This window comes from Streptomyces sp. DSM 41931, from assembly GCF_050271085.1.
GTDB lineage: Bacteria > Actinomycetota > Actinomycetes > Streptomycetales > Streptomycetaceae > Streptomyces > Streptomyces albogriseolus.
Genome location: NZ_CP189902.1, coordinates 3,628,544 through 3,653,301, shown reverse-complemented (window position 1 = coordinate 3,653,301; position 24,758 = coordinate 3,628,544). Strand labels below are relative to the sequence as shown.

The following is a 24,758-nucleotide window of genomic DNA, read 5'->3' as shown; positions in this document are numbered from 1 at the left end:
GACGGCAGAGCAGGAGTACGACGGTGATCCACGAGGTGGACGAGGTCCTCAAGGGGCTTCTCAAGAGCGGCGCCCTGGCCGGCTCGGGCGTCGAGGTGTCGCTGGACGCCCCGACCCGGGACTGGGCGGCCCGCCGCAACGCGCCCGCCCTCAACGCCTATCTGTACGACATCTGCGAGGAGGTGTCCCGGCGGGAGCGCGGCACGGTCGCGGTCACCGACGACACCGGCCAGGTGGTGCGGCGCCGGGTGCCGCCGCGCTGGTTCCGCCTGTCGTACCTGGTCACCGCGTGGACGCGGCAGCCTCAGGACGAGCACCGCCTGTTGTCGGCCGCGCTGGCCACCCTGCTGCCCCGCGAGATCCTCCCGCCCGCGGACCTTCCGCCCGGACTCGCCGCGCTGGGCCTGTCGGTGACGCTGTCCGTGGCCGGGACGCGGACCGAGTCGCGGTCGCCGGCCGAGATCTGGTCGGCGCTCGGCAACGAACTCAGGCCCTCCCTGGACCTGGTGGCGCTGGTCCCGTTCCCGTCGTACCCCGAGTACGACGCGGGCCCGCCGGTCACCGAGGGCGCGGTCGTCCGGGTCCGCTCCGTCGACGGCGCCCAGGACGGCACGCCCGGCCGCGCCCACCGCCCGCACCACGTCGAGCGCGGACGGCGCACCCGGTGAACCACCCGCACCCCGACCCCGCCGACGCCCTCCTCGCCCGCCTCACCCGGCTCCGCGCCCAAGTCGCCCGGCTGGTGGAGCACCGCTCCGCGGACGACCCCACCGCCGACGACCCCCTGCGCGGCCTGTACCTCTCCGAGGCGGCCGTACGCCACCACCTGCACACCGGCCCCGCGCCCCTGCCGGACCCCCCGGACGACGAGGAGCCCCCCGGCGACCGGCTCGGCCCGCTCGCGCGGCGGCTCGGCCTGCGCCCGCTGGAGGTCACGGTGCTGCTGGCGGCGCTCGCCCCGGACCTCGACCGCTCCTTCGAGCCGCTGTACGGCTATCTCAACGACGACGTGGGCCGCCGCCGCGCCACCGCCGGCCTCGCGCTCGACGTGTCCGGCGCGCCCGTGCACCGGCCCGAGGCGCGCGCGGTCCTCCACCCCTCCGCACCGCTGCGGGCCTTCGCCCTGCTGGACGTCGAGGAGCCGGAACGCCCGTTCCTCAGCCGCTCGTTGCGGGTGCCGGACCGGGTGGTCGCCCATCTGCTCGGCGACGACACCCCCGACCCGTCGCTGGCCGGACGGGTCCGCCCGCTCACCGTGCCGTCCGAGCTTCCCGCGGAGGACGGCTTCACCGGACGGCTCGCCGCCCGGCTGAAGGAGGAGCCGCTCACCGTCTATCTGCGCGAGCACCGCGAGGGCGAGGGCCTGGCGCACGCGGCCCGGGCACTGCCCGGCGGCGCCCTGCACTACACGCCCCGCGGCCCGCACGGCCAGGAGCCGCCGGCCGCCCTGGTGCGCGAGGCCCGGCTGCTCGGCCGCCCTCTGGTCGTCACCCTGCCCCCGGACGACCCGGGGGCACTCGTGCGGGCACTGTCGGTGCCCGATGTGCCCGTGGTGTTCACCGGACCCCGGCCGTACGACCCGCAGTGGTGCGACGACGACCCGCTGGTGCTGGACGCCCCGAGGCTGGGCACGGACGCCGTGCGCGCCTGGGCCGCCGCCCTGCGCGAGGAAACCGGCACACCGGACCCCGCGGCCCGGACGGGCACACCGGAGGCGGACCTCGGCTTCGACCTGGCCGCCACCGTGGCCCCGTACCACCTGGGCGCCGACCGGGTGACGCGGGCGGTCCGGGCCGCGCGGGCCCTCGCCGCGTTCGACGGCGCCCCCCTCGCCCCCGACCATCTGCGGCTCGCCGCCCGCCAGCAGTCCACCTCCGGACTGGAGCAGCACGCCCGCCGCATCCGGCCGGCGGTGACCTGGGACGACCTGGTGCTGCCCGAGGCGCCCCTGACGCAGCTGCGTGAACTGGCGCGGCGGGCGCGGCTGCGGGACCGGGTGCTCGGCGACTGGCGGCTCAGCGCCGGAGGCGGCCGGGGCCGGGGCGTGCTCGGTCTGTTCGCGGGCGAGTCGGGCACCGGCAAGACCCTGTCCGCCGAGGTCGTCGCCGCCGAACTGGGCCTGGACCTCTACGTCGTACGGCTCTCCTCCGTCGTGGACAAGTACGTCGGGGAGACCGAGAAGAACCTGGAGCGGGTCTTCTCCGAGGCGGACCGCACCGACGCCGTGCTGCTCTTCGACGAGGCGGACGCGGTGTTCGGCAAGCGCTCCGAGGTCAAGGACGCCCACGACCGGTACGCCAACATGGAGAGCGCCTATCTGCTCCAGCGTCTCGAGTCCTTCGACGGCATCGCGCTGCTCACCACCAACCTGCGCGCCAACATCGACGAGGCGTTCACCCGCAGACTCGATTTGGTGGTCGACTTCCCGTTCCCGGACGCCGGGCAGCGGCGCGCGCTGTGGGAGCACTGCCTGTCCCGGGTGCCGTGCGCGGACGACGTGGACGTGTCGCGGCCGGCGCGGGACTTCGAGCTGGCCGGCGGATCCATCCGCAGCGCCGTGGTCACCGCCGCCTACGCGGCGGCGGACCGGGACGGCCGGGTCAGCACGGGCGACCTGCTGGAGGGGGCGCGGCGGGAGTACCGCAAGGCGGGGCGGCTGGTGCCGGGCGAGGGCTCCTGGTAGCCGCCCCTGCGGCCGGGGTCAGGGCGTGCGGACCGTCCACTTCTGGTTGGGGGTGCCCCCGCACGTCCACAGGTGCAGCCCGGTCCCGTTGGCGGTGCCGCTCCACATGGCGTCCACGCACTTGTCGGCCTGCGGGTTGACCAGGTCGGCCGCGCCGCTCATCACGAAGGACTGGGCGGGGTTGCCGCTGCACCGGGCGAGCTGGATCAGCGCGCCGTCGTCCCGCGACCCCCACGCCACGTCCATGCACATGCCCATGGAGCGGACGGTGCCGTCGCCCCGGAACTCCCAGCGCTGGTTGGCGGCCTTCGCGTCGCAGTCCTGGATCACCAGGCCGGTGCCGTCCTGCGCCTTGCCCTTCTTCAGCGGGACGGTGACGCACCGGTCGGAGCCGGTGCCCACGATGAAGTCGCCGACCAGCGGCTCGGACTCGGCCTGCTGCTCCTCGCCGCCTCCGCCGCCGCCCCCGTCGCCGGAGGCCGGCTTCTCCTCCTTCTCGCCGGAGCCCGCGTCGGCCTCGCCCCCGCCGGAGCCGCCGGGCGCCTCCTGCTCGGGCGGCTTCTGCTCCTGCGACGGCCCGGCGCTCGGCAGGGTGAGGGGCGCGGACGCCGAGGCGCTGGGCGCGGGGATCGCCCCCGGCGCCGCCTGCGCCGTCTTCTCCGTGGCCAGCGACCGCACGTCCGGCTTGTACGTCAGCCAGATGACGGCGAACGCGATCGCCAGCGCCACCGTCGTCGCCAGCACCGTGGCGAGCCAGCCGGGCAGGAAGCCCCGCTGCACGAACGTCCCGTCCACACCGAGTGGATCGACCCCGGAGCGCTGCACCGTGAGCGTGTAGGGCCGCTCCTGCTTGGAGCCGAACCAGATGATCTCCCGGGGCTTCAGCCGCGCCTTGACGAAGGCCGCGCGCCCCGGCTCGATCTGGACGTTGCCCGGGTCCAGGTCGAAGGAGAGCTGGTCGCCGTTGTCGCTGCCGCCCAGCGAGGCGGTCACCTTGGTGTTGCCGAGGTTGTCGACCGCGAGCACCGGCTTGCCCCGCAGCCGCCCCTTCACCACCGGCGGCACCAGCTCGGCCCGCACCTCGGTGAACGGGGTGACCGTCACGTTCCCCTCGGGGACCGTGGTCGCCTCGGGGTGTTCCGTCGGCGTGATCCGGACCGCGTACGGATGCGGTCCCGCGGCCGCGTCCGGGGTGCGCGGCACGTCGAAGGACACCTCGACGGTCCCCGTGGTCCCGGGGTACAGGCGCAGCGACGGCGGCTCCACCCGCGCGTACGGCGCGAGGTCGCCCACCGGCTCGAACCGGTACTCGTCCACCACGTCACCGGTGTTGCGCACCCGCAGCCGCACCGTCGTACGGCCACCGGGGTCGACCGTCGCCGACGCCGGCTCAAGAGAAGTCCAAAGGCTCACGCGTCGACGCTAGTCGAGCCGCCCCGGACGGTCAGGAGGCTGCGAGGCAGGGCCGGCTGCCCGGAAAGGCACCCGCTTGCCCGGCCCGGTTCCGAGGCGTCCCGCGGGGCGCGTACGCCGGGGCGCGAGGAGCGTCCCGCGCCCCTCACCGGCCGGGGAACTCCCGCCCGCGCGGGGCCCGTCACGGCACGCGTGCTGCCTTTCCGGGCAACGGCGATGCCCCGGACACGGCACTCCCAGCCGTTCCGGCGGGCGCGCCGCGCGCGCGAGGGTGCGTACAGACCTGACTCGTACCCCGAGGAGAGCAGAGCATGCCGTCCTACCTGTCGCCGGGCGTCTACGTCGAGGAGGTGGCCAGCGGCTCGCGCCCCATCGAAGGAGTGGGCACATCGGTGGCGGCCTTCGTCGGCCTCGCCCCCTCCGGCCCGCTCAACGAGCCGATCCTGGTCACCAACTGGACCCAGTTCGTCGCCGCCTTCGGCTCCTTCACGGACGGGTACTACCTGGCGCACTCCGTCTACGGCTTTTTCAACAACGGCGGCAGCGCGGCCTACGTGGTGCGGGTCGGCGGCGCCCCGGGCGGCGTCGCGGGCGAGGCGTCCGGCACGCCCGCCGAGGTGACGGGCGCCCCCGCGCCGGCCGCCCTGCCCGCCGGGACGCCCGCGCAGCTCGGCACCTTCACGGTCACCGCCGTGGCCGCCGGGTCGGGCCCGCTCAGCGTCGAGGTCTCCGACCCCGAGGGCGAGGGTCCCGCCGAACGGTTCCGGCTCACCGTCAAGGACGGCGACCGCCCCGTCGAGACGTTCGACGTCAGCGCCAAGAAGAGCAGCCGCACTTACGTCGTCACGCAGGTGAAGGAGCGCTCCAAGCTCATCACCGTGCAGGAGGCGGCGCCCGCGGCCCAGCTCGCCCGCCCCGACAACCAGACCGTCGCCCTCGTGCCGCCGCCCGCCGCCGCGCCCGCCGTCCCGGCCGCCGCCGACGACGGCGCCGCCCGCCCGGGCCCGGCCGAGTACGTCGGCGACTCCGCGGACCGCACCGGCTTCGGCGGCCTGGAGGCCGTGGACGAGATCTCCATGGTCGCCGTCCCCGACCTGATGGCCGCCTACCAGCGCGGCGACATCGACCTGGAGGCGGTCAAGGCCGTCCAGCTCGGCCTGATCGCGCACTGCGAGCTGATGGGCGACCGGGTCGCCGTCATCGACCCGCCGCCGGGCCTCAACGCCCGCGACATCCGCGTCTGGCGCCAGGAGACCGCCGGCTACGACTCCAAGTACGCGGCGCTGTACTACCCGTGGATCAAGGTGTTCGACCCGGCCGGCGGCCAGAGCCGGATCGTCCCGCCGAGCGGCCACATCGCCGGCGTCTGGGCCCGCAACGACTTCGAGCGCGGCGTGCACAAGGCGCCCGCCAACGAGGTGGTCCGCGGCGCCGTCGACCTGGAGCTCCAGATCACCCGCGGCGAGCAGGACCTGCTCAACCCGATCGGCGTCAACTGCATCCGCGCCTTCCCCGGCCGCGGCATCCGCGTCTGGGGCGCCCGCACCCTCTCCTCCGACCCGGCCTGGCGCTACCTGAACGTCCGCCGGTACTTCAACTACCTGGAGGAGTCGATCCTGATCGGCACCCAGTGGGTGGTGTTCGAGCCCAACGACCACCAGCTGTGGGCCCGGATCCGGCGCAACGTCTCCGCCTTCCTCGTCAACGAGTGGCGCTCCGGCGCCCTGTTCGGCGCCCGGCCGGAGGAGGCGTTCTACGTCAAGTGCGACGAGGAGACCAACCCGCCGGAGTCCGTCGACCTCGGCCGCGTCGTCTGCGAGATCGGCATCGCGCCGGTCAAGCCCGCCGAGTTCGTGATCTTCCGGCTGGCGCAGTTCTCCAGCGGGAGCGGGGAGCTGGAGGAGTAGGGCCACCCCTTCTCCCGCCTCCGGTGAGCTTCGCTCCCCCCTCCTCCTCCTCTTCGCGAAGGAAAGAAACGACAGATGAGTCTGCAGCCCGGTGACGCCCTCACGTCACACAACTTCGGCCTCCAGATCGACGGCGTGATGGTCGAGTACCTCGCCGAGGTCAGCGGCCTCAGCATCGAGCAGGACGTGATCGAGTACCAGCAGGTCTCGGCCCAGGGCAAGCCCGTCACCAAGAAGATGCCGGGCGTGAAGAAGGCCGGCACCTGCACGGTCGTGCGCGGCATGACCCAGTCCGCCGCGTTCAACCAGTGGATCAACGAGTCGGTCAACGGCGCGATGGCCACGGCCCGCAAGAACGCGACCATCATGGTGATGGACTACCAGAACAATCCGGTCAAGCGGTACAACATGCGCAACGCCTGGTGCAGCAAGATCGACACCAGCACCGTGAAGGCCGGTGAGGCCTCCGCGCTGACCGAGACGGTGACCATCACGTTCGAAGAACTGGTCATCGAGTAATGCGACGCACCACCGCCCGGCCGGGGACCCTCCCGGCCGGCCCGGACCTCGCGGAGGCGGCTCCGGCCGCCGTCGCGGAGCCGGAGGAGGCCGTGTCCGGCGGGCCCGCCTCCCCCAGCGGCGGCGGGACGCTGCGCACCGAGTTCCCCTTCGAGCTGCCGCGCGGCTACGTCGACGAGGCCGGCACCGTGCACAAGCACGGGGTGATGCGGCTCGCGACCGCCCGGGACGAGCTGGTCCCGCTGCGCGACGTCCGGGTGCAGGAGAACCCCGCCTACCTGTCGGTGGTGCTGCTCGGCCGGGTCATCACCCGGCTGGGGACGCTCCCGATGGTGCACGACGGGGTCGTGGAGAACATGTTCGCCTCCGACCTGGCGTTCCTCCAGGACTTCTACCGGCAGGTCAACGCCGAGGGCCACACCCGGGCCGGCGTGACCTGCCCCCACTGCGAGCAGACGTTCGAGGTCGAACTCGGCGGGAGCCGCCTGGGGGAATCGTGACGTACGCGACCGACCGGCTGCACGAGGAGATCGCGTACATCGCCTACCACTTCCACTGGAGCCTGGAGGACATCCTGGACCTCGAACACGGTGACCGCCGCCGGTACGCGGAGCAGATCACCGCGCTCGTCACCCGCGCCCCGGCGGAGGGCTGACGCGGCATGGGATTCCTCGACCGGTTGCGCCGGAAGGGCGCGGCGCCCGCGGCTCCTGCGGAGCCGGGTCCTGCGGACGCGGGTATTGCGGACGCGGGTCCCGCGGACGCCGGGGGCGGTACGTCCGTCCCCGGGGCGCCTGTGCGTACGGCCGCGTGGTCCGCGCTGCCGCCGATCCAGCGGGCGACCTCACGGCCGTCGTGGCCGGTCGCCGACGCGGGGTTCGGCGGCAGGCTGAGCACCTGGCAGAACCCGTCCTTCACCGGCACGCTCTCGCACGCCGTGCTGGACGGCGCGCCCGGAGGGCTGGTCGAGGGTGTCCTCACCGCGTCGGCACGGCCGTCGCCGGGGCTGGACCTGCCCGCGTTCGACCTGCCGGTCGCGGCGCCCGCGGGTGCGGACGGCGCCGGCCGGCCGGGCGCGGGCGAGGAGCCGCCGGCGGTGCAGCGCGCGGCAGCGACCCGCCCCGCGGGGACGCGGGTCACTCCGGTGTCCCGTCCGCGCCGGGCCGCGTCCCTGACCCGGACGCCGGAGGTGGCGGGAGCCGTGCAGCGGCGGGCGCTGCCGGTCACGACGGAGACGGTCGGCCCACGGGGCTCCGGCGCGGGTTCCGCCGGTGTCCCGGCGGTCTCCGAGGCCGGACCGGCCGAGGCGCCGGCCGCCCGGTCCGGCGGAGGCGGTACGTCCACGCCGCGTCGACGGCCGTTGCTCGGGGCGCCGTTGACGGCTCCGCCGTCGGGGTCGTCGCCCGAACCGCGCACGGCGGCTCCCGGCGGCCCGGGGGCTTCGGGGGGCACGGGGGCTCCGGTGTCCGCGGTTTCGTCGGTGCCGTTGGGTCCGTCTGTGCCGCTGGGTCCGTCTGTGTCGTCGGGTTCGTCTGTGCCGTCGGGTTCGGGGATGCCATCGGGTTCGTCTGTGCCGGCCGGCTCAGGGATGCCACCGGGTTCGTCTACACCGTCCGGCTCGTCGGTTCCGTCAGCCTCATCGGCCCCGTCGAACTCGGCGACACCGCCCGGCGCTTCCGTGCCCCTGGGGTCCCCGATGCGGTCCGGCTCGTCGGTGCCCACGGCGTCCTCGACTTCCGCGGCCTCCTCGGCCTCCTCGGCCTCCTCCAAGGCGTCGGTTCCCACGGTGTCTCGTGCGGCCGTGCAGGCTCCGGTGCGCCAGGGCGTCCCGGTGAAGTCCGGTGCCCGGGACTCGGGCAGCGCGCCTGTGCTTCAGCGGGCCGTCCCGGACACACCGGAGGAAGCGGCTCCGGCACCGGTGTCCCCCACCGCGGCGCCTCCCGTCCGGCCCCTGACGCCGACCCGTGCGCTGGCTCCCTCCGCCCCGTCCGCGCTGTCGCCGGTGGCCCCGCACCTCCGTCCCGCACCCGCGGCCGTACCTCTGCGGCGGACCGCGCCCGCCGTGCAGCGACGGGCGGCCCGGTCCGGCGGGGGCGCCCCGGGCGCACGGCAGCCCGAGCCCTCCGGTCCGTCCGGCGGCCCAGGAGCGGCGGCTGCCGTGCCCACGGCCTCCGACGGACCGGTGCACTCGGCGCGTCCGGCGGTCACGCCGGGGCCGCCCAGTGTGCCGACGGCCCCGCGACGCGCGCCGGTGGAGACGCCCGTGAAGACCGCGAGCGCCGCAGGCGGCACAGCCACGCCCGCGCCGGCCGCTGCTCCGGTGACCCCCGTTCAGCGCCGTGCCCGGACCGGCTCCGCCGTTCCCGTCGCACCACTGCGGCGGTTTCCGACGGCACCGGCACGCCGGGCCGTGAACGTCCCCGCGACTCCGGGTGCCACGCCGACGCCCTCCGTTCCCGCCGTTCCCCCGGTGACCGACGTCCCGTCCCGACCCGCCCCGGCCCCCGCGCCCGGCCTGACCGACGTCGCTGCCCGGCCCTCCACGGCCCCCGCCCCCGGCGCACCCCCCGTCCAGCGGACCGACGCGCCCAAGACGGCTCCCTCCACGACCCCACCCCGAACCACCGCGCCCGGCCTGACCGACGTCCCGGCCCGAACCGCCACGGCCCCCGCCCCCGACACACCCCCCGTCCAGCGGACCGACGCGCCCAAGACGGCTCCCTCCACGACCCCACCCCGAACCACCGCGCCCCCCGCGGGCGAGCAAGCAGTTCCCGCAACCCGGCCCCGGGCCGCTTCCGTGCCCGCGGCTCCCCTCGACGCCCCCGCCCTTCAGCGCCGTACGCCCTCCGGGGAAGCGCCGGGGCCTGCGAGCGGCCGTACCGGGCTGCCGCCGCTCAGCTCCACCTCCGTCCCCGTACCGAGGCCGGGCGCCGCCGTCCCATCGCCCGTCGCGCCCGCCCCCGCGGCCACGCCTGTCGGGCCCCCCATCCAGCGGCTCGCGGCAGGACGTCCCGCGTCTCCGGCAGTTCCGTCCGCGCCCACCGCGCCCGTGGTTCAGCCCTCCGCGCCCGCCTCCGCGCGGACCCCCCGCGACGGGACGGCGAGCACTCCCGTGCAGCCCCTCACGCGGCCCGACGCGCCGACGCCCACCCGCCCGGCCGCCCCCGCACAGCACCGCCCCGCCCCCGCCGCACGCCCCGGCCTCGGCGCCCCCCTTCAGCGCGCCGGCACACCCGCCCCGGTCACCCCTCTGCCCGCTCCCCAGGCCCCGTCCGTACCGCCGCCGGCCGGCACCTCCCCCCGGCAGCTCCCGCCACCGACCCCACAGGGCCCCGCCGCCACCGGGCCGGGCACCACGCCCGTCCGGGGCGCCGCCGTCCAGCGCGCCGCCGCACCGGCCGCCCAACGGCCCGCTCCCGCGCCCGCGTCGGCGTCCGCGCGCGCCGAGGTCACGCGGTCCGTCCCGCTCCGCGCCCCCGCCACCGCCGTCCCGGTCCTCCCGGCGCCGGCCACGGCGTCCGCGCTCCCCGCTCCCCCCGTGCGGCGCGCGACACCCGCCGTTCCCGCCCCGGCGCCGGCCCCTGCGGCACGCCCGTCGCCCCCCTCACCCCCGGTCCAGCGCACTCCCGCGTCCACCACACCGCCCCCGCCCCCGCCGTACGACCCCGGGCCGCCCCCGCCGTACAGCGCCCATGACCCGCACCCGGGGCCGGGCGGGGCGCCCGGCGGGCCCCCGTTCGACCCCCGTTCCCTGACCGACGGTCAGCTCGACGAGCTGACGCACCGGCTGATCGGCCCGCTCACCCGGCTCCTGCGCACCGAACTGCGCATGGACCGGGAACGCATCGGCCGGCTCCGCGACCCGCGCGCCTGACCTGAAACCGCCCTCTGCCCCTGTTGAAAGGCCCCGCGATGCCCAGCGATCTCGATCCGGGATCCACGATCTTCTTCACCCTCACCATCGACGGCGAGAGCCTCGGCGCCTTCAACGGCTGTGAGGGGCTCGCGTCGACGGTCGAGGTGGAGCAGTACCAGGAGGGCGGCAACAACGGGTTCGTGTGGCAGCTGCCGACCCGGGTCACCTTCTCCACGATCCGGCTGACCCGCCCGCTGACCCCGGACACGTCGAAGGTCGCCGCGTGGATCTCGTCCGTGACGACCGGCGTCACCCGGCCCACCGCCCAGATCTCGGCACTGCGCGCGGACGGGTCCGAGGTGGCGCGCTGGGGGCTGATCGACGTCCTGCCGGTGAGCTGGCAGGGGCCGTCCCTGGACCCCGCGAACCCGGGCGTGGCCACGGAGGTCCTGGAGATCGCCCACCACGGCTTCACGGACTGACCGAGACGGACGACACCCCCAGCACACGGCACACGTACCGAGGACGGAGACGAAGGACATGGCAGGCAAGGGAGGCAAGGGCTCCACGGGTGGCGCGGGCAAGAGCCTGGTGCGCGCCACGCTCGCCATCCACGAGCCCCCCATCGGCGACAGCACCACACCGGGCGGTCTGATCAGGACCTTCGACTTCGACTTCAACCCGGCGCAGCTGACGCTGACGCGCCGCGCCCAGTGGAAGAGCACCCCGTCCGCCGCCCTGCGCGACGGCCCGCTGCCCGAGTTCATGGGCGCGGAGGGCCGGAGCCTGTCGATGGAGATCTTCCTGGACTCCTCCGGCGACCCGGGCGACAGCAGCGTGCTGAAGAAGGTCGAGGCGCTGTTCTCCTGCTGCGAGGTGACCGCGAAGTCCATCGCGGCGGACCAGCCGTCGACGCCGTGGGTGGTGTTCGAGTGGGGGTCGTTCTCGACGGCGCGGTTCACGGCGTACATCGGGAGCGTGCAGGCGACGTACACGCTCTTCGGCACGACGGGGGTGCCGGTCCGGGCGGCCTGTCAGGTGGAGCTGAACGAGATCCCCGGGCAGACCAAGGGCCAGAACCCGACCTCGGGCGCCCTCACCGCGCGGCGCGTGCACCGGGTCGTCGCGGGCGACACGCTCCAGTCGCTGGCCTGGCGGGAGTACGGGGACGCGGCGGCCTGGCGGGCGATCGCCGAGGCCAACGACATCGACGACCCGTCCCGGCTGCCGGGCGGCACCGAACTGATCCTTCCGGCGGCCGGGGAGGTCGCGTCCTGATGGTCAAGCCCTCTTTCTCCAACATCGTCGACGTCACCTTCGACGGGAAGCCCGTACCGCCGTACTTCGCGCCGCTGCTGGTCGGCGGCTGGGTGGACCTGGGCGCCGGGGTGCCGGGCGCGTTCCGGGTGACGTTCCGGGACGCGCACGGGCTGGTGCTCGGCAAGCTCGGCATCCGGTTCGGCACCGAGGTGGTGATCGCGCCCGTCGCCCACGGCAAGGGCGCCGGCGAGCCGCTGCTGACCGGCGAGGTCACCGGCATGGAGACCGACTACGACGGCACCGGCACCTTCACCGTGATCCGCGGCTACGACCGCGGGCACCGGATGATGCGCCGCCGCCGCGTCGCCGCCTACCGCAACCAGACCGCGTCCGACATCGCCCGCACGCTCGCCGCCCAGGACGGCCTGACCGTCGGCACCGTGCAGGGCACCAGGACGGTCTACGAGTTCATCAGCCAGGCCAACGTCTCCGACTGGGACTTCCTGTCCCGGCTCGCCGACGAGAACGACCGGGTGATGTCCCTGGACGCCAAGGGCCGCTTCCAGTTCACCGGCCCCGACCCCGCCTCCGGCGCGCCCCCGACCAGCACCCCGGGCGAGAAGAGCCCGTACGTCCTCCAGGCCGGCGCCGACGTGCTGCGCTGCCGGGCCGCGGTGACCGCCGCCGACCAGTTCGGGCGGGTCGAGGCGCGCGGCTGGGACGTCGTCGCGAAGAAGGAGCTGACCGCGACCGCCCCGACCGCCGCCCATCCCGGCATCGACATCGGCACCACCCCGCGGAAGGCCGCCTCCGCCTTCGGCACCGTCACCCTCGTCGAGACGGAGAAGCCGTACGACCGGCAGAACGAGGTGAAGTACGCCGCCGACTCCCTCGCCGACGACGTCACCTCGTCCTTCGCCGAACTGGAGGTCGTCGTACGCGGCAACCCCAAGCTGCGGCCGGGCGTGCCGGTCACCCTCACCGACGTCGGCGCCCCCTTCGAGGGCAAGTACACGGTGACGTCCGCGCGGCACGTGTTCGGCGACGGCAAGCACTACGAGACCTGGATCACCGTCAGCGGACGGCAGTGGCGCTCCCTGTTCGGGCTCACCTCGGGCGGCGCGGGCAGCGGCGCCGCGGCTGCCGCGCCCCGGCTGCCGAGCGTCGCCAACGCCCTGGTCACCGATGTGCAGGACCCGCTCAAGCAGGGCCGGGTCAAGCTGCGGTTCCCGTGGCTGGACGACACGTACGTCTCCGACTGGACGCGGACCGTGCAGCTCGGCGGGAAGCGCGGCGGGGGGATCTTCCCGCTGGACGTGGGCGACGAGGTGCTGGTGGCGTTCGACCGGGGCGCGCTGGACCACCCGTTCGTCGTCGGCGGGCTCTACAACGGCGTGGACAAGCCCTCCCCGGTGCGGGACGTGCCGCTGCACGACGGCGTGAAGCGGCGGGCGATCCGGCACACCCTGTCCGACCGCGACGCCAACCGCGTCGACCTGCTCAGCCAGACCACCGGCGCCCGCAAGCAGGGCGTCCGGGTCGTCTCCGGCGACGACAAGCTGGTCATCAACCTGGACCGCACCAAGACGGAGATCACCGTCGACAGCGAGGGCACCGTCGTCATCAAGGGCGGACGGTCCGTGTCCGTCGAGGCCGGGACCGATCTCACCCTCGACGGGAAGCGGTCGGTGACCATCAGGAGCGGCGGACCGCTCACCCTCCAGGGGCGCGGCGCGGTCAGCCTCAGCTCGTCCGTCGGCGCCGTGAACGTGGACGCGAAGGGCGCGCTGTCACTGAAGGCCGCCGGACTGGCCAGCCTCACCGCGATGGGCAGCGTCCAGATCAACGCGGCGGCCAGTGTGGGCATCCGCGCGGCCACCGTGCCCGTCATGGGGCTGCTCACCGCCAACGGAAAGCCGGTGATCTGATGGCCGAGCAGTTCGTCGGCTCCGGCTGGGCGTTCCCGATGCGCATCGGACCCACCGGCGGCATCGCCCTGGTCAGCGGCGAGAAGGAGATCGAGGAGGCCATCCGGCTCGTCCTGGCCACCGCGCCGGGTGAGCGGCCGATGCGCCCGGAGTTCGGCTGCGCCATCCACGAGCTGGTCTTCGCCCCCGTCAACGAGGCCACCGCCGGCCGCATCCAGCACGAGGTGTACACGAGCCTCGACCGCTGGGAGCCGCGGATCGAGGTCGAGGAGGTGCGGGTCACCGCCGGTCCCGGCGAGGGCGTGCTGCACATCGACGTCCGCTACTCGATCCGCGGCACCAACAACCCGCGCAGCCTCGTCTTCCCCTTCTACGTCATCCCCTCCCACGACGAGCCCGGCACGAGCGGCACGGCCGGCGCGGGCGAGTCCGGCCCCCACCCCGAAAGCGACCGCTGATGGCCCTCCCCTCCCCGAACCTCGACGACCGCCGCTTCCAGCAGTTCGTCGATGACGCCAAGCGCTACATCCAGCAGCGCGCCCCGGAGTGGACCGACCACAACGTCTCCGACCCGGGAGTCACCCTGATCGAGGCGGTCGCGCACATGGCCGACCAGATCGTGTACCGCCTCAACCGGGTGCCCGAGAAGAACCACCTGGCCTTCCTCGACCTCGTCGGCATCACCCGGTTCCCGCCCACCGCCGCGCGCACCGACGTCACCTTCTGGCTGTCCGCGCCGCAGGACGACCCCGTCGTGCTGCCCGAGGGCACCGAGGCGGCCACCACCCGCACCGAGCGGGAGGAGGCCGTGGTCTTCGCCACCGAACGCGACCTCGTCCTCGTGCCGTGCTCGCTGGGCAGGATCGCCGTGCAGCAGCAGGGGGAGCCGGTCGCCGACCGCACCGACGACCTCGCCGAGGGCAAGGACGTGCTGTGCTTCTCCGAGGCGCCGAGGCCCGGCGACTGCATGCTGTTCGGGCTGAGCGCCGCCGTCCCGCACTGCGCCGTCGCCCTGGAGCTCGACAGCCGCGTCGACGGCGTCGGCGTCGACCCGCGCCAGCCGCCGCTGGTGTGGGAGGCGTGGACCGAGGACGGCTGGGCGGAGTGCGAGGTCGAACGGGACGTCACCGGCGGTCTCAACCGGCCCGGCGAGGTCGTCCTGCACGTCCCCGGCGGCCACGTGCTGTCCCGCAGCGGCGGCCACGAAGGCGGCTGGCTGCGCTGCCGGGTCACCGAACCCCTCCCCGGCCAGCCCTTCTACACCACCTCCCCGTCCGTGCGGGCCGCCGAGGCGTACACCCTCGGCGGCACCGCCTCCGCCGTGCACGCCGAGACCGTCCACGACGAGGCGCTCGGCGAGTCCACCGGCCTGCCCGGGCAGCGGCTGCGTCTCGCGCACGCGCCGGTCGTCGGCGACACCCCGCCCCTCCTGCTGCAGACCGCCGAGCACGGCGGCTGGACCGACTGGGAGGTCGTCCCGCACTTCGCCGGCTCCCGCCCGCACGACCGGCACATCACCCTGGACGCCACCACCGGCGAGATCGCCTTCGGCCCCGCCGTCCGCGAACCCGACGGCACCCTCCGCCAGTACGGCGCCGTCCCCCCGAAGGGCGCCGTCATCCGCGCCCGCCGCTACCGCACCGGCGGCGGCAGGGCCGGCAACGTCGCCCGCGGCGCCGTCCGCGTCCTGCGCCGCTCCGTGCCGTACGTCTCCGAGGTCGTCAACCGGGAGGCCGCGCGCGGCGGCGTCGACGGCGAGACCGTCGAGGAGGCGAAGACCCGGGCGCCCGTCACCCTGCGCGCCCAGGAACGCGCGGTGACCCTGCGCGACTACGAGGAGCTCGCCCGCCGCGCCGCCCCCGACACCGCCCGCATCACCTGCCTGGAGGGCGACGAGAGCGAGCACGGCGCCTACGCGGTCCGGGTGCTGGTGGTCCCCCAGGCCGTCCCCGACCCGGGCGGGCGGCTGCGGTTCGAGCAACTGGTCCCCGGCGACGCGCTGCTCTCCCGCATCACCCGCCACCTCGACGAACGCCGCCTGATCGGCACCCGGCTGGCCGTCGGCCCGCCGTACTACCAGGGCGTCACCGTCGTCGCCACCGTGCACGCCTTCCGCGGCACCGACACCGACCGGGTCCGCCGCCAGGCCCACGACGCCCTCTACCGCCACCTCGACCCGCTCACCGGGGGCGCCGAGGGCACCGGCTGGCCCTTCGGGCGGCCCGTGCAGGCCGGGGAGATCTTCGCCGTGCTCCAGCGCGTCCCCGGCGTCGAACTCGTCGACCAGGTCCTCCTGCACCCCGCCGACCCGATCACCGGCAAGCGCGGCGAGGCCACCGACCGCATCGACCTGTCCGCCCCGTCCCTGGTGTTCTCCTTCGACCACCGGGTCCGCGTGATCGGGGACACCGTATGAGGGGCTCCGTCGACGGGCTGGGCTCGTCCGCGCCGATCGGCGCGATGCTGCCCGCGATCTTCGCCGACGACGACCTGGCCCAGCGTTTCGTCGCCGGCCTGGACGAGGTCCTCGCGCCCTTCCTGGTCGTCCTCGACAACCTGGACGCGTACTTCGACCCGGCGCTCGCCCCGCTGGACTTCACCCGCTGGCTGGCCGACTGGGTGGGCGCCGAGACCGACGGCATCGAACACGACACCGGCCCGGCGGGCGCCCCCTCGGCGGAACTCCGCCTGCGGGCCGCCGTCGCCGCCGCCGCCCGCCTGCACCGCGTACGGGGCACCCGGCGCGGCCTGTCCGAGGCCGTACGCCTGGTCTTCGGCGTACCGCCCGAGATCCGGGAGAGCGGCGGCGCCGCCTGGCACGCCCGCCCGCTCGGCCCGGTCCCCGGCGACCGCCGCCCGCACCTGCACGTCTCCCTCAGGCTGCCCGACCCGACCCCCGCCGACCACCACCGGCTGGACGCACTCGTCGCGGCCGCCCGCCCCGCCCACATGCCGTACACGGTCGAGGTCATCGCCGCGACCGTCGCCGAAAGGACCACCGACCGATGACCAGCCCGTCCTCCGGCCCCGGCCGGACCGCCTCCCGCTGCGCCGAGTGCGGCACCCCGGCGGAGCCCGGCCAGTCCTTCTGCGACTCCTGCGGAGCGGTGCTGGGGTGGGCCGACGGGGGTCGCGCGGGCCGCTCCGAGCGGACCCGCACGGAGCCGGCGCGGCCGGAGCCCGCGGCCCGGACGACGGAGCCCGCGGCCCGGACCGCGGCGACCGGGGGCTCCGGTTCCACGGGGGGCTCCGGTTCCAGGGGAGGCTCCGGTTCCACGGGAGGCTCCGGGTCGGCCGGAGCGTCCGGTGCCGACGGGCCAGCCAGGGCCTCCGGGTCGGCCGGAGCCTCCGGTGACGCCGGTACAACCGGGGCGACCGGTGCGGCCGGAAGGGCCGGTGCGCCCGGTGCGCCCGGTGCGCCCGGAGCGGCCATCGGTGACGCCGAAGCCGCCTCGGTCGCCGCGGCCGGCGCGGCGCCGGGAGGCGCCGTCCCCTCCGCGGACGACCGGGGCCGGGCCTCGGCCGCCGGTCACCGGGACGACCGGGACCAGGTCACGGCCCCCGAGGACGACACGGAACCCCTTCCCTCCGTGCCGTCCGCAGCCGCCGAACCGCCGCGCGCCCAGGGGGATGCCGACAGCGACGCGTCCGAGCGGGCCCGCTCCCTCCTCGTCCCCGTCGCCGACAGCGAACCCCGCGAAGGCCCCGAGGACCCCGCCGTCGCCCCCGTCCTTCCCGGCCGCACGGCCGCCCGCCGCCCCCAGGTCCGCGCCGTGGGCCCGCAGGCGGACGCGGAGGGCGGCGTCCCGTGCCCCTGGTGCTCCACCCCCAACCGCCCCGAACGGCACTTCTGCGCGCGCTGCGCCATGTCGATGACGCGCGGCGAGGACGCCCCGGGGCGCCTCCCGTGGTGGCGCCGTATGTTCGCCGACCGCAGCGCCGAGTCGGCGTGGGCGGGCGAACGCCCGCGCCTGCGCCGGGGGTTCGGCCGGGTGTGGAACTGGGTGGTCGGCGCCGTGGTGATCGGTCTGGTCGTCGCCCTGGTGATGAACCTCAGCACGATGATCCAGGCCACCCGCGACCACTTCGCCAAGCGCGCCCCCGTCGGCCCGTCCGCCGTGAAGGCGTCCCGCTCGTACACCGGGCACGGCGCGGGTCTCGCCTTCGACAAGCTGAACAACACCTGGTGGGGGCCCGGCATCTCGCAGGCGGCCGAGGGCGAGTGGCTGGAGGTCACCTTCGACCAGCCGACCCGCCTGCTGGACCTGGTGATCACCCCCGGCACCTCCACCCGCGCGGACCAGCTGTCGGAGTCGGCCCTCCCGCGCCGTATCGACGCGCAGATCACCCTCGCCGACGGCGAGAAGATCACCCGTACCCTCACCCTGGACCAGAGCGCGGGCGGCCAGCGCCGCCCGTTCCGGGTCGGCGAGGTGACGACCGTGCGCTTCGTCCTGCGGTCGGCCTACAACGCGGGCCCGGAGAAGCAGGTGGCGATCGCCGAGATCGAGTTCTTCGGCCGGTCGAACACCACCTCCTGACACCCCCGCCCGGACCCGCCTCGGGGTGGGTCCGGGGCCGGACCCGGGCACGGCTCCGGGTACTCCCCCTAGGTGATGTCACAGCTCGGCAGCAATGCCCGTCCGCGTGGCCGGGGCCCGGCACACGGCCGCCCGGGACCAGGTACGTTCGAGGACGTGGCTGGATTCAGGATCGGACGCGGACGGAACAACGACGGTGCGCCCCAGGGGCGACCGCCCCACCCCCCGCACGGGCGGCGGACACCGCCGGCGCCGTCGTACGGCTACCCCCCGGCGCCGCAGCCGCCCGCCTACGGGCAGGGCGCGGGCGGCACAAGCCCGTGGCCGCAGCCGCACGCCGGCCAGGGCGGCCCGGGCGGCTACGGCGGTCACGGCGGTCACGGCGAGCCGGAGTACTTTGGCGACGGCGGCTACCCCGCCGGACCGCACGGCGCCCCGCACGACCCGTACGCGGCCAACAACCCCGGTCACACCCAGGCCTTCTCCATCGACGACCCGTACCAGCAGGACGACGCCTACCAGCCGCCCGCCGGCCCGGTCGGCCCCCGGCTGCACTGGAAGGCCCTGCTGAAGGGCATCGTCCTGTCGCCGCCGCAGACGTTCCTGCGGATGCGCGACTACACGATGTGGGGCCCCGCCCTCGTCGTGACCTTCCTCTACGGCCTGCTCGCCGTCTTCGGCTTCGACGGCGCCCGCGAGGACGCCATCAACGCGACGCTGTCCAACGCGATCCCGATCGTGCTGACGACGGCCGTGGCGATGGTGCTCAGCGCGTTCGTCCTCGGCGTGGTCACCCACACGCTGGCCCGCCAGCTCGGCGGCAACGGCGCCTGGCAGCCCACGGTCGGCCTGTCCATGCTGATCATGTCCATCAGCGACGCCCCGCGTCTGGTGTTCGCCACGTTCGCGGGCGGCGACGCGACGTTCGTGCAGCTCCTCGGCTGGGCCACCTGGGTGGCGGGCGGCGCGCTGCTCACCGCAATGGTGAGCCGCTCCCACGACCTGCCCTGGCCGAAGGCCCTGGGCGCGTCGTCCATCCAGCTGATCGCGCTGCTGTCGATCGTGAAGCTCGGCACGTTCTAGACCTGCCCGGCCGGCCCCCGGTGTGCACGTCACGCCGGGGGCCCGCCTCTGCCGCGCCGTGATCACCTCCTGCTACTGTCGCCCTGCTCGCGCAGGACGAGCGGCGACATCGTGATACGCCCCCCTGCGCAGCGCCCTGGGGAGGGACTTCACACGTGAATCGTCCGCTGGACAAGCGGGCCGTGCGCCGTCGGCGTGCGCTCGGCCGTACAGCTCTCACCGTCACGCTCGCCGTGACCGCCGGCCTCGGCGCCGCCACGGGGACGGCCACCGCCGCCGACCCGGCCACGGCGTCCGCCGAACCCGTCGTCATCAGCCCCGGCGCCCGCTTCGTGCCCCGCGCCACCCTCGTCCTCAACACCGGCGAGACCGGCTTCCTCACCGCGCAGGAGGGCGACGACCGCCTGCGCTGGATCGACTACGCCACCGGCGCCACGACCGTCCTCGACCACCGGCTGCCCAAGCCACTCGCCTACGACGTGGACGACTTCCGCTTCGCGCAGCACCCCGGGGACTTCGGTCACGGCTCCGACACCGTCGCCCTCTACGCGGCGTCCCCGTCCCCACACGTGACGCTCCAGCAGCGGGCGGGCGACGGACCGACGGTCACGGTCACGGTCCCGATCCCGGAGGGCCAGTCCTACGTCGCCACCTACGGCGACACCGTCATCACCCGCACCGGCGCCGAGAACGCCGAAACGAGCCTGCACCTGCTGCGCACGGAGAACGGCCAGGTGCGGGACCAGAAGCTGGAGGGCCTGCCGGAAGGCTGGAACCTCACCATCAGCACCGGCGACTCCCGGTCCGTGGCCGTCCGCGCGATCAAGTGGGAGGACACCACGATGTACCAGGGGTGGTGGGTCGTCGACCTCGCCACCGGCAAGGTGAAGACGCTCTCCCCCCACGGCGAGAGCGTCACCTTCGACCAGGACACCGTCTTCCACCTCGGCGCCCCGGAGTCCTACGCCGCCCAGGTGTACCGCCGCGACGACCTGGACGCGGAGCCGGTCACCCTCGACCTGCGGGACGTCGGCGCGTACGACGACACGATCCTGCCCTTCGCCGACGGCTTCGCCACCGTGTCCCCGCCCAACCCCGGCAACAACCAGTACCGCGGCAACCCGCTGTCCCTCAGGGACGCCGAGGGCCGCTCGACGACCCTGCTGACCGTCGCCTCCCCCTCGCTGCACCGCACGCCCGACGGCTCCCTGCTGGTGACCGGCGCCGAGAAGGACACCGACTACGGCCCGCTCGACTGGGGGTACTACCTCCTCACGCCCGCCGCCGACGGCACCGTCACCCGCAAGCGCGTCGCGGACATCGAGGACCGGGAGGCCGAACCGTTCGGCATCTCGCTGGGCAGCGGCATCCTCACCACCGCCGACGACTCCAAGCTGTACATGCCGGGCACCTACGTCGGCGGCTACCGCAGCACCTGGCTGAAGACCGCCGGGCGCCCCGAGGAGCTGAACTCGACCGTCGACGGCCTCGTCAGCGGCCGTGACATCGACTGCGGCGACTCCGAGAGCGGCCCCTGCGTGACCATGTTCGCCTCCGGCGACGGGCACCACGGCCGCGAGGCCGGGACCGAGCAGGACGTCACCATGCTCTACCGCAACGGCGACTCCGCCTGGGGCCCGCGGGTGACCTCCGGACTCGGCAGCCCCGAACTCGTCGACCTGTCCGGCCGGTACGGCGTGGTCGACCAGGCCTGGGGCGGCTCGCAGGCCGTCCTGCGCTTCGGGGACGGCGACACCGGCAGCGTCCTCGAGAAGCGGGAGGTCGTCGCGTCGGCCGTCTGGGGCAACCAGCTGTGGAGCGCCACCAGCAGCTGGGACGACCCCGATCAGAACCTCCCGACCACGGTGACGGCGAAGAACCTGTCGACGGGCGCCGCGGGCGAGACCTTCGACGCCGGGTGCGTCCCCCGCGAACTCCAGGCCGTGGGGCGCTGGGTGTACTGGCAGTGCGACGACTCCTGGCCCAACTACCGGGGCGGCGGCGTCTACGACCGGCAGGCCAAGCGCTCCCTGAAGGTCGGCACCGGCAAGGCGCTCCTCGGGGACGGCTACCTGGTCCGCCAGTCGGACACGACCGGCCTCACCCTCGTCGACCTGCACGAGGGCCTCCAGGCCGGCGCCACCGAGGCGGACCTGCCCCAGCGCGTCATCGTCACCGCGGCGGAGCTGGGCGACCGGACCGTGCCCCGGGCCGGATGGACCGTGGACCGCTTCGGCGGACACGTCGCCTACGCGGGCGCGGACCGCCGGGTGCGGATCGTCCCCTCGGGCGTCCCGGCCTCCCGCATCGCCGTCATCGACGCCGAGACGTCGACCGCCCTGGACATCAGGGCCGGGAAGACCTGGACGTCGCGCTGGTGGCTGTCCAAGCCCGCCGCCTCCTGGACGCTGACCCTGAGGAACAAGGCGAGCGGCAAGGCCGTGCGCACCCTGTCCGGCGGCGAGGCCCGCGGCCTCCTGCCGGCCTCCTGGGACGGCAAGGACGCGGCCGGGCGGTACGTCCCGAACGGCGCCTACACCTGGACCCTGACCGCGAAGCCCGCCGACGGCGCCGGCGCCGACCTGTCGGTCTCCGGGACCGTGCCGGTCACCGGAGGCGCCGCCGTGTGGCGGGACATGGCGGGCGACGACGGCTTCGGCGACCTGCTGGCGACGGACTCCGCCGGGGCCGTGTGGATGTACCGGGGTACCGGGACCGGCGGAGTGAACTCCCGCACCGCCGGGACCGCCGGGGCGTTTCCCGCCGGCTCGGTGCTCGTGCCCGTCGGCGACGTGGACGGCGACCGGTGCGCCGACGTACTGGTCCGGGTGGGCAACGAGCTGCGGGCCTACCGCCCCGGCTGCGGCAAGGTCGTCGGCGCCTCGTCGCCGTACACGGTGATCGGCCAGGGCTGGGGCCAGTACGACCAGCTGACGTCACCCGGCGACCTCAACGGCGACGGCCGCGTCGACCTGATCGCCCGCCAGACCACGACCGGCGACATCTACTTCTACGCGGGCACGGCGGACCACCGCCTGAAGACCCGGGTGCGGATCCAGGCGAACTGGAAGCTGTACAAGTGGATCACCGGCGCCGGTGACCTGAACGGCGACGGACGCGGCGACCTGCTCGGCCAGGACTCCGCCGGTGTCCTGTGGCGGTACTACGGCACCGCCGCCGGCAGCGTGACCAGGCGGGAGAAGGTCGGCAGCGGCTGGAACGCCTACTCCGCCCTCGTCGGCACCGGCGACCTCTCCGGCGACGGCCGCACCGACCTGCTGGCCCGCGACACCGCCGGGAGGCTGTGGCGGTACGCGTCCACGGGAACCGGCACGTACAGCAGCCGGGTGCTGGTCGGCTCGGGCGGCTGGAACACGTTCAAGGGCCTGCACTGACCCGAGCGCGGAAAGACGGGGGTGGCCCCCGGCGTGCACATCACGCCGGGGGCCACCCCTGTTCCCGCCGCCTCACACCTCAGGCGTCGAGCACCTGCCCGTCCCGGCGCACGACGGGCGGCTGGACGCTCCACGGGAAGTTGATCCACTCATCGGTGCGCCTCCACACGTACTCGCACTTCACCAGCGACTGCGCCTTCTCGTAGATGACGGCGCTGCGCACCTCGGCGACGGCGTCGAGGCAGAAGTCGCGGACCAGCTTGAGCGTCTTGCCGGTGTCGGCGACGTCGTCGGCGATCAGCACCTTCTTGTCGGTGAAGTCGATCGCGTTGGGGACGGGCGCGAGCATGACGGGCATCTCGAGGGTCGTCCCGACGCCGGTGTAGAACTCGACGTTGACCAGGTGGATGTTCTTGCAGTCGAGCGCGTAGGCGAGACCGCCGGCGACGAAGACGCCGCCGCGGGCGATGCTGAGCACCACGTCCGGCTGGTAGCCGTCGTCGGCGATGGTCTGGGCGAGCTCGCGGACCGCGACGCCGAACTGCTCGTAGCTGAGGTTCTCGCGCATACCGCTCACACCTGCGTCCGGTGGAAGTTGAGGTAGGACCGCGAGGCCGTCGGCCCGCGCTGCCCCTGGTAACGGGAGCCGTACCGCTCACTGCCGTAGGGGTGCTCGGCCGGCGAGCTGAGCCGGAACATGCAGAGCTGCCCGATCTTCATACCGGGCCACAGCTTGATGGGGAGCGTGGCGAGATTGCTCAGCTCCAGGGTCACGTGCCCGGAGAACCCGGGGTCGATGAACCCGGCGGTGGAGTGGGTCACCAGCCCGAGCCGCCCCAGCGAGCTCTTGCCCTCGAGGCGGGAGGCGAGGTCGTCGGGCAGCGTGATGACCTCGTACGTGCTGGCCAGCACGAACTCGCCCGGGTGCAGGATGAACGGCTCGTCCCCCTCCGGCTCCACGAGCCGTGTGAGGTCCGTCTGCTCCACGGAGGGGTCGATGTGGGGGTAGCGGTGGTTCTCGAACACCCGGAAGTAGCGGTCGAGACGTACGTCGATGCTGGACGGCTGCACCATGGATGCGTCGTAGGGATCGATACGCACCCGCCCGGCGTCGATCTCGGCCCGGATGTCCTTGTCTGAGAGAAGCACGCCCCGAGAATACGCAAGGCGCGCGCGACGACCGAAACCGGCCGCCCCGCGCGCCCACGCCCTCTGTCTGCGGGTTCCCTGCCGCTCCTGCCCGGCTGCCCGCTTCCCCGCTACCGCTTCATCAACGTCACCGGCACGACGCTGCGAAGCCGCGCACAGCGCGGACACCGCAGCAGCCGGCCGGGGCCGAGGCGCTCGGCCTGCTGCATCGGGAACGAGGCGGCGGTGAACACGTGCCCATCGGCACAGCGGACGACGGTGCGCTCCATCAAGTCCAAGAGTCCCTTCCCCAAGAGCCGCGTCTGGCTTGCTGCCCTGACGACAAAAGCCACGTTACGGGATGAAAGGAACGGTCCTCCAGGCGGCACCCCGGTCGCACGCCACGGCCTCACGGTACGCCCCGCCGTGTGCCCGCCGCAGCCGCTTCCACACCCTGAAACACCGTCAGGCCCCCGGGTCTTGGACACCGGGGGCCTGCCATGAGGTACAGTGAGCGAGCGTCCGGACCACTCCCGGTGGAGCGGTTCTGGATCTTGCGCGGGTGTAGTTTAATGGTAGAACATCAGCTTCCCAAGCTGAGAGCGCGAGTTCGATTCTCGTCACCCGCTCCATGAAGAAGGCCCAGGTCGGAGACCCGGGCCTTTTTGCTGTCCGCTGCGATCACTCGCCGCTGCCAGAACACTGATCGCCTCGTCACTGGGGGAGGACATGAGCAAGCAGATCGCCGGATGGATCATGGACCGCAACCTGCGTGCCTTCCTGGAGCTGCTGTCCCGCTACATCGACTACGCATTCGATGACACCGACTGGGACACCGTCGAAACCGGCGTCCGGAACACCGACGACGAGAAGTCCGACGGCTGGTACTCGTATCCGCTCGCCGGCACGAGCGCCACCCTGGAAGTCGGCCTCGCCCGCTCTGTCGGCAGCGAGGTGATGTCCGTCAGCGTCACCGGAGTCGAGACGCCTGAGCTCCAGCTCCGAACCGACACTCTGCTGTCCGCATTCGCCAGCATCTGAC

Annotated in this window: 21 protein-coding genes and 1 tRNA gene; 18 read left to right on the top strand and 4 right to left on the bottom strand. The window is 74.2% G+C overall.

From position 1 onward, the window contains the following. The first annotated feature begins 23 nt into the window (after nucleotides 1–23). Together ACP7TJ_RS16985 and ACP7TJ_RS16980 are read left to right on the top strand one after the other, a co-directional pair. Nucleotides 24–668, top strand: a complete 645-nt coding sequence (locus ACP7TJ_RS16985) for a DUF4255 domain-containing protein (RefSeq protein ID WP_093764444.1) — start codon at nucleotides 24–26, stop codon at nucleotides 666–668. Then, nucleotides 665–2,683, top strand: a complete 2,019-nt coding sequence (locus ACP7TJ_RS16980; RefSeq protein WP_427763707.1) for an ATP-binding protein — start codon at nucleotides 665–667, stop codon at nucleotides 2,681–2,683. The genes ACP7TJ_RS16985 and ACP7TJ_RS16980 overlap by 4 nt, the downstream gene beginning before the upstream one ends. 18 nt (nucleotides 2,684–2,701) lie before the next feature. Here ACP7TJ_RS16980 and ACP7TJ_RS16975 read toward each other — a convergent pair whose 3' ends face one another. Next, complete coding sequence (locus ACP7TJ_RS16975; protein ID WP_093764442.1) at nucleotides 2,702–4,096, bottom strand: RICIN domain-containing protein; 1,395 nt, start codon at nucleotides 4,094–4,096, stop codon at nucleotides 2,702–2,704. Between the two features lie 311 nt (nucleotides 4,097–4,407). Between ACP7TJ_RS16975 and ACP7TJ_RS16970 the strand changes: the two genes are divergently transcribed. The 14 genes from ACP7TJ_RS16970 (at nucleotide 4,408) to ACP7TJ_RS16905 (ending at nucleotide 22,588) form a co-directional block, all read left to right on the top strand. Next, nucleotides 4,408–6,003 (top strand): phage tail sheath subtilisin-like domain-containing protein, encoded by a 1,596-nt coding sequence (locus tag ACP7TJ_RS16970; RefSeq protein WP_167741231.1) that lies wholly within the window; start codon nucleotides 4,408–4,410, stop codon nucleotides 6,001–6,003. 75 nt (nucleotides 6,004–6,078) lie between these two features. Next, a complete protein-coding gene (locus tag ACP7TJ_RS16965) occupies nucleotides 6,079–6,522 on the top strand; it encodes a phage tail protein (protein ID WP_093764440.1) in 444 nt (147 codons plus the stop codon). Further along, entirely contained in the window at nucleotides 6,522–7,022 is a 501-nt protein-coding gene (locus ACP7TJ_RS16960; RefSeq protein WP_427763704.1) for a hypothetical protein, read from the top strand. Before ACP7TJ_RS16965 ends, ACP7TJ_RS16960 begins: the two co-directional genes overlap by 1 nt. Then, nucleotides 7,019–7,177, top strand: coding sequence for a DUF6760 family protein (locus tag ACP7TJ_RS16955; RefSeq protein ID WP_093764438.1), 159 nt, complete (start codon nucleotides 7,019–7,021; stop codon nucleotides 7,175–7,177). Before ACP7TJ_RS16960 ends, ACP7TJ_RS16955 begins: the two co-directional genes overlap by 4 nt. Before the next feature lie 2,460 nt (nucleotides 7,178–9,637). Continuing rightward, nucleotides 9,638–10,399 (top strand): extensin, encoded by a 762-nt coding sequence (locus ACP7TJ_RS16950; protein WP_427763702.1) that lies wholly within the window; start codon nucleotides 9,638–9,640, stop codon nucleotides 10,397–10,399. A 38-nt stretch (nucleotides 10,400–10,437) separates the two neighbouring features. After that, on the top strand, nucleotides 10,438–10,863 hold the full coding sequence (locus ACP7TJ_RS16945; RefSeq protein ID WP_024886434.1) for a phage tail protein: 426 nt from the start codon (nucleotides 10,438–10,440) through the stop codon (nucleotides 10,861–10,863). Between the two features lie 58 nt (nucleotides 10,864–10,921). Beyond that, entirely contained in the window at nucleotides 10,922–11,659 is a 738-nt protein-coding gene (locus ACP7TJ_RS16940; RefSeq protein ID WP_093764436.1) for a LysM peptidoglycan-binding domain-containing protein, read from the top strand. Beyond that, on the top strand, nucleotides 11,659–13,569 hold the full coding sequence (locus ACP7TJ_RS16935) for a VgrG-related protein (protein ID WP_189910144.1): 1,911 nt from the start codon (nucleotides 11,659–11,661) through the stop codon (nucleotides 13,567–13,569). Before ACP7TJ_RS16940 ends, ACP7TJ_RS16935 begins: the two co-directional genes overlap by 1 nt. Further along, nucleotides 13,569–14,027, top strand: a complete 459-nt coding sequence (locus ACP7TJ_RS16930) for a GPW/gp25 family protein (protein ID WP_093764434.1) — start codon at nucleotides 13,569–13,571, stop codon at nucleotides 14,025–14,027. Before ACP7TJ_RS16935 ends, ACP7TJ_RS16930 begins: the two co-directional genes overlap by 1 nt. After that, complete coding sequence (locus ACP7TJ_RS16925; protein ID WP_193457782.1) at nucleotides 14,027–15,985, top strand: putative baseplate assembly protein; 1,959 nt, start codon at nucleotides 14,027–14,029, stop codon at nucleotides 15,983–15,985. The genes ACP7TJ_RS16930 and ACP7TJ_RS16925 overlap by 1 nt, the downstream gene beginning before the upstream one ends. Then, nucleotides 15,982–16,578 carry a phage tail protein gene (locus ACP7TJ_RS16920; RefSeq protein WP_093764432.1) on the top strand — a complete coding sequence of 199 codons (597 nt, stop codon included), beginning with the start codon at nucleotides 15,982–15,984 and terminating at the stop codon, nucleotides 16,576–16,578. Before ACP7TJ_RS16925 ends, ACP7TJ_RS16920 begins: the two co-directional genes overlap by 4 nt. A 581-nt stretch (nucleotides 16,579–17,159) precedes the next feature. Then, nucleotides 17,160–18,110: an NADase-type glycan-binding domain-containing protein gene (locus tag ACP7TJ_RS16915; RefSeq protein ID WP_427763698.1), complete on the top strand. Its 951-nt coding sequence runs from the start codon at nucleotides 17,160–17,162 to the stop codon at nucleotides 18,108–18,110. A gap of 75 nt (nucleotides 18,111–18,185) precedes the next feature. Next, on the top strand, nucleotides 18,186–19,193 hold the full coding sequence (locus tag ACP7TJ_RS16910; RefSeq protein ID WP_367549016.1) for a Yip1 family protein: 1,008 nt from the start codon (nucleotides 18,186–18,188) through the stop codon (nucleotides 19,191–19,193). A 155-nt stretch (nucleotides 19,194–19,348) separates the two neighbouring features. Continuing rightward, a complete protein-coding gene (locus ACP7TJ_RS16905) occupies nucleotides 19,349–22,588 on the top strand; it encodes an FG-GAP-like repeat-containing protein (protein ID WP_427763696.1) in 3,240 nt (1,079 codons plus the stop codon). Between the two features lie 79 nt (nucleotides 22,589–22,667). Here ACP7TJ_RS16905 and ACP7TJ_RS16900 read toward each other — a convergent pair whose 3' ends face one another. The 3 genes from ACP7TJ_RS16900 to ACP7TJ_RS16890 all read right to left on the bottom strand — a co-directional run bounded on the left by ACP7TJ_RS16900 (nucleotide 22,668) and on the right by ACP7TJ_RS16890 (nucleotide 24,006). Next, nucleotides 22,668–23,165, bottom strand: a complete 498-nt coding sequence (locus ACP7TJ_RS16900) for a phosphoribosyltransferase (protein WP_167741242.1) — start codon at nucleotides 23,163–23,165, stop codon at nucleotides 22,668–22,670. Next, a complete protein-coding gene (gene dcd, locus ACP7TJ_RS16895; RefSeq protein ID WP_048457072.1) occupies nucleotides 23,162–23,737 on the bottom strand; it encodes a dCTP deaminase in 576 nt (191 codons plus the stop codon). Before dcd ends, ACP7TJ_RS16900 begins: the two co-directional genes overlap by 4 nt. Before the next feature lie 110 nt (nucleotides 23,738–23,847). Next, nucleotides 23,848–24,006, bottom strand: a complete 159-nt coding sequence (locus ACP7TJ_RS16890; RefSeq protein ID WP_167741100.1) for a hypothetical protein — start codon at nucleotides 24,004–24,006, stop codon at nucleotides 23,848–23,850. Nucleotides 24,007–24,274: 268 nt separating this feature from the next. On the opposite strand from ACP7TJ_RS16890, the gene ACP7TJ_RS16885 reads away from it, so the two are divergent. Together ACP7TJ_RS16885 and ACP7TJ_RS16880 are read left to right on the top strand one after the other, a co-directional pair. After that, a tRNA-Gly gene (locus tag ACP7TJ_RS16885) sits at nucleotides 24,275–24,348 on the top strand. A gap of 97 nt (nucleotides 24,349–24,445) precedes the next feature. Further along, nucleotides 24,446–24,757: a hypothetical protein gene (locus ACP7TJ_RS16880; RefSeq protein WP_266398995.1), complete on the top strand. Its 312-nt coding sequence runs from the start codon at nucleotides 24,446–24,448 to the stop codon at nucleotides 24,755–24,757. Nucleotide 24,758: the final 1 nt, after the last annotated feature.

Coding starts and splice junctions, on each gene's coding strand:
- ACP7TJ_RS16970 (WP_167741231.1), top strand. CDS start 4,408: ATGCCGTCCTACCTGTCGCCGGGCGTCTACGTCGAGGAGGTGGCCAGC.
- ACP7TJ_RS16965 (WP_093764440.1), top strand. CDS start 6,079: ATGAGTCTGCAGCCCGGTGACGCCCTCACGTCACACAACTTCGGCCTC.
- ACP7TJ_RS16960 (WP_427763704.1), top strand. CDS start 6,522: ATGCGACGCACCACCGCCCGGCCGGGGACCCTCCCGGCCGGCCCGGAC.
- ACP7TJ_RS16945 (WP_024886434.1), top strand. CDS start 10,438: ATGCCCAGCGATCTCGATCCGGGATCCACGATCTTCTTCACCCTCACC.
- ACP7TJ_RS16940 (WP_093764436.1), top strand. CDS start 10,922: ATGGCAGGCAAGGGAGGCAAGGGCTCCACGGGTGGCGCGGGCAAGAGC.
- ACP7TJ_RS16935 (WP_189910144.1), top strand. CDS start 11,659: ATGGTCAAGCCCTCTTTCTCCAACATCGTCGACGTCACCTTCGACGGG.
- ACP7TJ_RS16930 (WP_093764434.1), top strand. CDS start 13,569: ATGGCCGAGCAGTTCGTCGGCTCCGGCTGGGCGTTCCCGATGCGCATC.
- ACP7TJ_RS16925 (WP_193457782.1), top strand. CDS start 14,027: ATGGCCCTCCCCTCCCCGAACCTCGACGACCGCCGCTTCCAGCAGTTC.
- ACP7TJ_RS16920 (WP_093764432.1), top strand. CDS start 15,982: ATGAGGGGCTCCGTCGACGGGCTGGGCTCGTCCGCGCCGATCGGCGCG.
- ACP7TJ_RS16910 (WP_367549016.1), top strand. CDS start 18,186: ATGTCACAGCTCGGCAGCAATGCCCGTCCGCGTGGCCGGGGCCCGGCA.
- ACP7TJ_RS16890 (WP_167741100.1), bottom strand. CDS start 24,006: ATGGAGCGCACCGTCGTCCGCTGTGCCGATGGGCACGTGTTCACCGCC.
- ACP7TJ_RS16880 (WP_266398995.1), top strand. CDS start 24,446: ATGAGCAAGCAGATCGCCGGATGGATCATGGACCGCAACCTGCGTGCC.